Here is a 5,285-nt window from a genome sequence, read left to right on the forward strand (position 1 = left end):
TGCGGTCCGCCGCGGGGCGCGAGCCCGCCGACGTCGTCGACCCCGGCACCTGGGACCTCGTCGCCGACGCCGACCGCGCCCGCCGGGCCGACCTGACCCGCGGCGAGAAGGTCAGCCGCACCCGGCTGCTGGCCGCGCTGGCGCGCACCACGCTCGCACCCGGCGCCGAGGACTTCGACACCCTGACCCTGCACGACCTGCGCCACACCGCCGCGTCGCTGGCCATCTCCGGAGGCGCGACCGTCAAGGCCGTCCAGCGGATGCTGGGGCATGAGTCGCCGGTGCTGACCCTGTCGACGTACGCGGGCCTGTTCGAGGACGACCTCGACGAGCTCGGCGACGCGATGAGCGCGGCGTTCGAGTCGACGGCGCCCACCGTGGCGACCATCCACCGCTTCCCGCTCCGCGCGGCCCGCTGAGATCTGGTCCGTCCGTCGAGATCTGGCGGTGCACGACCAGATCTGGCCACGAACACCAGATCTCGGCGGCGGGTCGCGCGCCGGATGTCGAGGACAGGACGGCCGCTCCGTCCTAGGGTCGAGGGCGCGGGACGCGCGTCCACGACACCGGGCCCGGAGGGCCCCGACGGAGGAGTCGACACCATGGCGAAGTACCTGCTGCTCAAGCACTACCGGCGCAACAGCGGCCCCGAGTGGCTGCCCGGCACCGACGTGCCGATGGACCGGTGGACGCCCGAGGAGATCACCGAGCACATCGACTACATGCGGCGGTTCGCCGAGAAGCTCACCGAGTCGGGCGAGTTCGTCGGCGAGGGGGCGCTCGCACCGGAGGGCACCTTCGTCCGGTACGACGGCGAGGGCCGGCCGCCGGTCACCGACGGTCCGTTCGCCGAGACCAAGGACCTCATCGCCGGCTGGATGATCATCGACGTCGACTCCCAGGAGCGGGCCTACGAGGCCGCCGCCGAGCTGTCCGCGGCCCCCGGGCCGGGCGGGCGCCCGATCCACGAGTGGCTCGAGGTGCGCCCGTTCCTCGGCGAGGACTTCACGATCGAGTGAGCAGAGCGCATCCCGTGGACCGCCGTACCGACCGTGCCGCCGACCCTGCCGCCGATCTGGTCCGCACGCTGGCGCCGCAGGTGCTCGGCGTCCTCGTCCGTCGCGGGGCCGACTTCGCGACGGCCGAGGACGCCGTGCAGGAGGCGCTCGTCGAGGCCGTACGGCACTGGCCCGACGGCGCGCCGGACGACCCCAAGGCGTGGCTCGTGCGCGTGGCGGGCCGCAAGCTGGTCGACCTGCAGCGCTCCGAGGCGGCCCGTCGGCGGCGCGAGGAGCGCGTCGCCGACGAGCCGCCGCCCGGTCCCACCGAGCAGGCCGACGACACGCTGCTGCTGCTCAGCCGCTGCTGCCACCCGGCGCTCAGCCCGGCCTCGGCGATCGCGCTCACCCTGCGCGCGGTCGGCGGGCTGACCACCGCGCAGGTCGCGCAGGCGTTCCTGGTGCCGGAGGCGACCATGGCCCAGCGCATCTCCCGCGCCAAGCGCACCGTCTCCGGGCAGCGGTTCGAGACGCCCGGCGACGTGCGCGCCGTGCTGCGTGTGCTGTACCTCATGTTCAACGAGGGCTTCACGGGCGAGGTGTCCCTCGCGCAGGAGGCGATCCGCCTGACCCGGCAGCTCGCCGCCGCGCACGGCGACCCGGAGATCGCGGGCCTGCTGGCCCTCATGCTGCTGCACCATGCCCGCCGCGACGCCCGGTACACGGCCTCGGGCGAGCTCGTCCCGCTCGACGAGCAGGACCGCACCCGCTGGGACACGGCCATGATCGCCGAGGGCGTGGACGTGCTCCAGGCCGCGCTGGCCCGCGACCACCTCGGCGAGTACCAGGCGCAGGCCGCGATCGCCGCCCTGCACGACGACGCGCCCACCGCGCAGGAGACCGACTGGCCCCAGATCCTCGAGTGGTACGACGAGCTGGCGTCGCTCGCGCCGGGTCCCGTCGTGGCGCTCAACCGGGCCGTGGCCGTCGGGCAGGTCGACGGCCCGCGCGCGGGCCTCGCCGCCCTGGCCGCGGTGGACCGGCGGGTCGCGCGCTGGGACGCCGTCGCGGCCCACCTGCACGAGCGCGCCGACGACGTCGAGCGGGCGATCGGCCACTACACGGCCGCGGCGGACCACGCCACGAGCGCCGCCGAGCGCACGCACCTGCTCAGGCAGGCGGCGCGGCTGCGGGCGCAGCGCCGCTGACCGGACCGTCCGAGCCGTACCGGCGCAGGTAGGCCTCCAGCGCGGCCGCGCCGCCGAGCAGGGCACGGCCACGCACGGTCAGCCGGTCGTGCCAGCCGGCCAGCGTGCCCGCCAGCGGCTCCAGCCCACCCGCGGTGCGCACCTGCTCGACGAGCTGCGCGATCTGCTCCAGCCGGTAGCCGCCGCGCCGCAGCAGGTGGGTCAGCTCGGCGTCCCGCACGGCGGCGGCGTCGTACACGCGGTACCCGGTGGCGGGGTCGCGCCGCGGGCGCACGAGGCCCGCGCGCTCCCACTGCCGCAGCGTCGCGGGGCGGATCCGCAGGCGGGATGCGAGCGGTCCGATGAACGTCTCGCCGCGGTGGGGCGCCCGCCGCGCGTCCGGCTCCAGCCCGCGCAGCGCGTCCTCGACGGCGCGCAGCGTGCGGCGGTCGGCCAGCAGCTGGGCGTGCGTCTCGTCGACGAGCCGCAGGGCGCCGGCCTCGTCGCCGTCGTGCACGGCACGCAGGATGGCCGCCGCCGTCCCGTGGCCGTGGCCGGGCAGGAGGGCGAGGAAGACGCGCAGCGCCTGCGCGTGCCGCGGCGTGTACGCGCGGTAGCCGGTGTCGGTGCGGTCGGCAGGCGGCAGGATGCCCGCGGCCTCGTAGTTGCGCACCGCCTGCGTGGACAGGCCGTGCTCGCGCGCGAGGTCGACGGGCCGCAGACGGACCGCTGTTTGAAGGTTTCGCACGAGGTTCCCCCGCTCCGGCGCGCCAGGTCTCCACCGAGACCTCAACGATACCGTCGAGGGAATGATGACCGGCCTCGCAGACCTCGTCCGTCCTGTCGACCCGACCGCCGTCCTGGAGCTGTTCCCGGCCGCCCCACCCCGGCTGCTCGCCGTCGGCGAGCCCACGCACCGCTCCCCCGAGCTGCTCGCGCTGCGCAACGACCTGTTCCGTGGGCTGGTGAAGCACCACGGGTACCGCACGATCGCGCTGGAGACCGACTGCCTGGGCGGCCTCCTCGTCGACGAGCACGTCACCACCGGCGCGGGCGACCTCGACAACGTCGTCGCCCGGGGCCTGAGCCACGGCTGGGGCTCGCTGCCGGGCAACCGTGACCTGGTGCGCTGGATGCGTGCGTTCAACGCGGGCCGGCCCGCGCAGGACCACGTCCGGTTCGCCGGCGTCGACGGGCCGCTCGAGATCGACGCGGCCGCGAGCCCGCGCGCCGCGCTGACCGCGGTGCACGCCTTCCTCGCGGCCGGGGGCGACCTCGGCCTGCTGCCCTGCACCGCCGACGAGCTCGACCGCCTCCTGGGCGAGGACGCCGCCTGGACCGAGCCCGCCGCGATGGTCGACCCGGCCCGGTCGGTCGGCCGGTCCGCGCAGGCCCGCGAGCTGCGACGGGTCGCCGACGACCTGGCCACGCTCCTGGACGCCGACGCGCCCGGCCTGGTCGCCGCGGCGGGGCGCGAGGCCTGGCACACCGCGCGTCTCCGGGCCCGGACCGCCACGGCCCTGCTGCGCTACCACTCGTGGATGGCCGACCCGTCGGACGCGCGCATGCCGTGGCTGCTGCGCGTGCGCGACACGATCATGGCCGACAACCTCCTCGCCCTCGCCGAGCGCGGCCCGGTGCTCGCGTGGGCGCACACGAGCCACCTGCGTCGCGGCGCCGGCCACATGACCCTGTGGGGGCACGACCGGCTGCGGTGGTGGGGTGCGGGCGCCCAGGTCGCCGCGCGCCTGGGCGACGCGTACGGGTACCTGGCCCTCGCGGTGGGCACCGTCGGGAACCAGGGCGTCGCGGCGCCCGCCCCCGAGACGGTCGAGGGCGCCCTGCACGCCCTGCCGGGGACGGCGCTGCCGGGCGGGCGCGGTCTGGTGGACGCACGCCGCCTCGCGGACGTCCTCGGGTCCGTGCCGGTGCCGCGCGAGTCGTCCTGGTTCGGCTACGCGCCGCTGGACCACCTGGGCGAGACGGACGGCGTCCTGTTCGTGCGCGACGTCGTGGCCGGGTGACGGTCCGGCCGGTGCAGCGAGTGCTCACCATGTGCTCACCCAGGCCCCGTGGCCGGGCCTGACGACCGGCAGAAACGGCTGGATCCTCGACATCCGAACGACTCTGCACACCCGCTCTACGAAAGCGGGTGCGCAGTGTGTGAGCCCGCGAGTAGGGGTAGTATCGCGCTACTACTACGACTACTCCCTTCTCGTGTCGCCGAGACGCGACGAGAGGGACGAACGAACGAACGGAGCCACGACGTGCGCGACAAGGAACGGGTCTTCCAGGCGGCCGACGAGCTGGCGGGGGAGGGCACCCCGGTGACCGTGACGACGGTGCGCGAGCGCGCGGGCTGCTCGAACGCGGCCGCGACGCGGTACCTGCGTGAGTGGCGCGAGGAGCGCCGCGCGCAGGAGCAGGTCCTGCCCGAGCTCCCGGCCTCCGTCACCGCCCTCGTCACGCGCGGCGTGGAGAACCTCTGGGGCGCCGCGGTCCAGGCCGCGCGGGCCGAGCACGAGCAGGAGGCCGCCGCGGCCGACGAGGCGCTGACCGCCGTCGTCGGCGAGGCGGACGCGCTGGCCGCGCGCGTGGACGAGGCCGACGCCGAGCTGGCCCAGCTGCGTGCCGTGCTGGAGTCGGCACGCGAGCACGCCCGGGCGGCCCAGGAGGAGCGCGCCGAGACCGAACGGCAGCGGGCCGACGCCGCGGCAGCCTCCGCGCGGCTCGAGGCGGACCTGGCGGCAGCGCGTGCCGAGCTCGAGACCGTGCGGGCCGAGCTCGCCGAGCAGCGCGCGGCCACGGTCACCGCCGACCGCGCCCGCGCCGACGCCGAGGCGGTGGTCGCTCTCGCGCTGGAGGACCAGGGGGTGGATCCCGCCTCGGCGCGCTTGGACGTGCGCTGCGACGTCGACCCCTGCGGTGCGGGCGGGTCCCTCGTGCGCACGACGGTGCGGCTCGAGGTGGTGCTCCCGGGCGTCCCCGCGCTCCTGGCAGCGATGGTGCCCGCGCGCGTGCCCGTCGAGGCCACCGGCACCGCTGCCGGAGACCGCTTCGCGGGGGCGCCGTGAGCGGCGGGGCGACCGTCCCTCGCCGG

6 protein-coding genes are annotated in these 5,285 nt (G+C 76.2%); 5 read left to right on the top strand and 1 reads right to left on the bottom strand.

Translation table 11 applies throughout. The annotated features are described in order from the left end of the window. From HLB15_RS22095 to HLB15_RS22105, 3 genes are all read left to right on the top strand, one after another. The coding region (locus tag HLB15_RS22095; RefSeq protein ID WP_249360516.1) for a tyrosine-type recombinase/integrase at nt 1-419 on the top strand (419 nt) is incomplete at its 5' end. Between the two features lie 183 nt (nt 420-602). After that, a complete protein-coding gene (locus tag HLB15_RS22100) occupies nt 603-1,019 on the top strand; it encodes a YciI family protein (protein ID WP_171108706.1) in 417 nt (138 codons plus the stop codon). Between the two features lie 14 nt (nt 1,020-1,033). Further along, on the top strand, nt 1,034-2,206 hold the full coding sequence (locus HLB15_RS22105; RefSeq protein ID WP_229785475.1) for an RNA polymerase sigma factor: 1,173 nt from the start codon (nt 1,034-1,036) through the stop codon (nt 2,204-2,206). On the opposite strand, the gene HLB15_RS22110 is transcribed toward HLB15_RS22105, so the two are convergent. Then, the gene (locus HLB15_RS22110; protein WP_229785473.1) at nt 2,169-2,933 is read right to left on the bottom strand and encodes a TioE family transcriptional regulator; all 765 of its coding nucleotides are present in this window, start codon (nt 2,931-2,933) and stop codon (nt 2,169-2,171) included. The genes HLB15_RS22105 and HLB15_RS22110 overlap by 38 nt on opposite strands. A gap of 64 nt (nt 2,934-2,997) precedes the next feature. Here HLB15_RS22110 and HLB15_RS22115 point away from each other — a divergent pair, with 64 nt between their 5' ends. Both HLB15_RS22115 and HLB15_RS22120 read left to right on the top strand, forming a co-directional pair. Further along, entirely contained in the window at nt 2,998-4,209 is a 1,212-nt protein-coding gene (locus tag HLB15_RS22115; protein WP_229785471.1) for an erythromycin esterase family protein, read from the top strand. 243 nt (nt 4,210-4,452) lie between these two features. Further along, nucleotides 4,453-5,259 carry a DNA-binding protein gene (locus HLB15_RS22120; protein ID WP_171108712.1) on the top strand — a complete coding sequence of 269 codons (807 nt, stop codon included), beginning with the start codon at nt 4,453-4,455 and terminating at the stop codon, nt 5,257-5,259. The last annotated feature ends 26 nt before the right edge of the window (nt 5,260-5,285 follow it).

The sequence above is a fragment of the Promicromonospora citrea genome (genome assembly GCF_013004695.1).
In the GTDB taxonomy this organism is placed as follows: Bacteria; Actinomycetota; Actinomycetes; order Actinomycetales; family Cellulomonadaceae; genus Promicromonospora; species Promicromonospora citrea.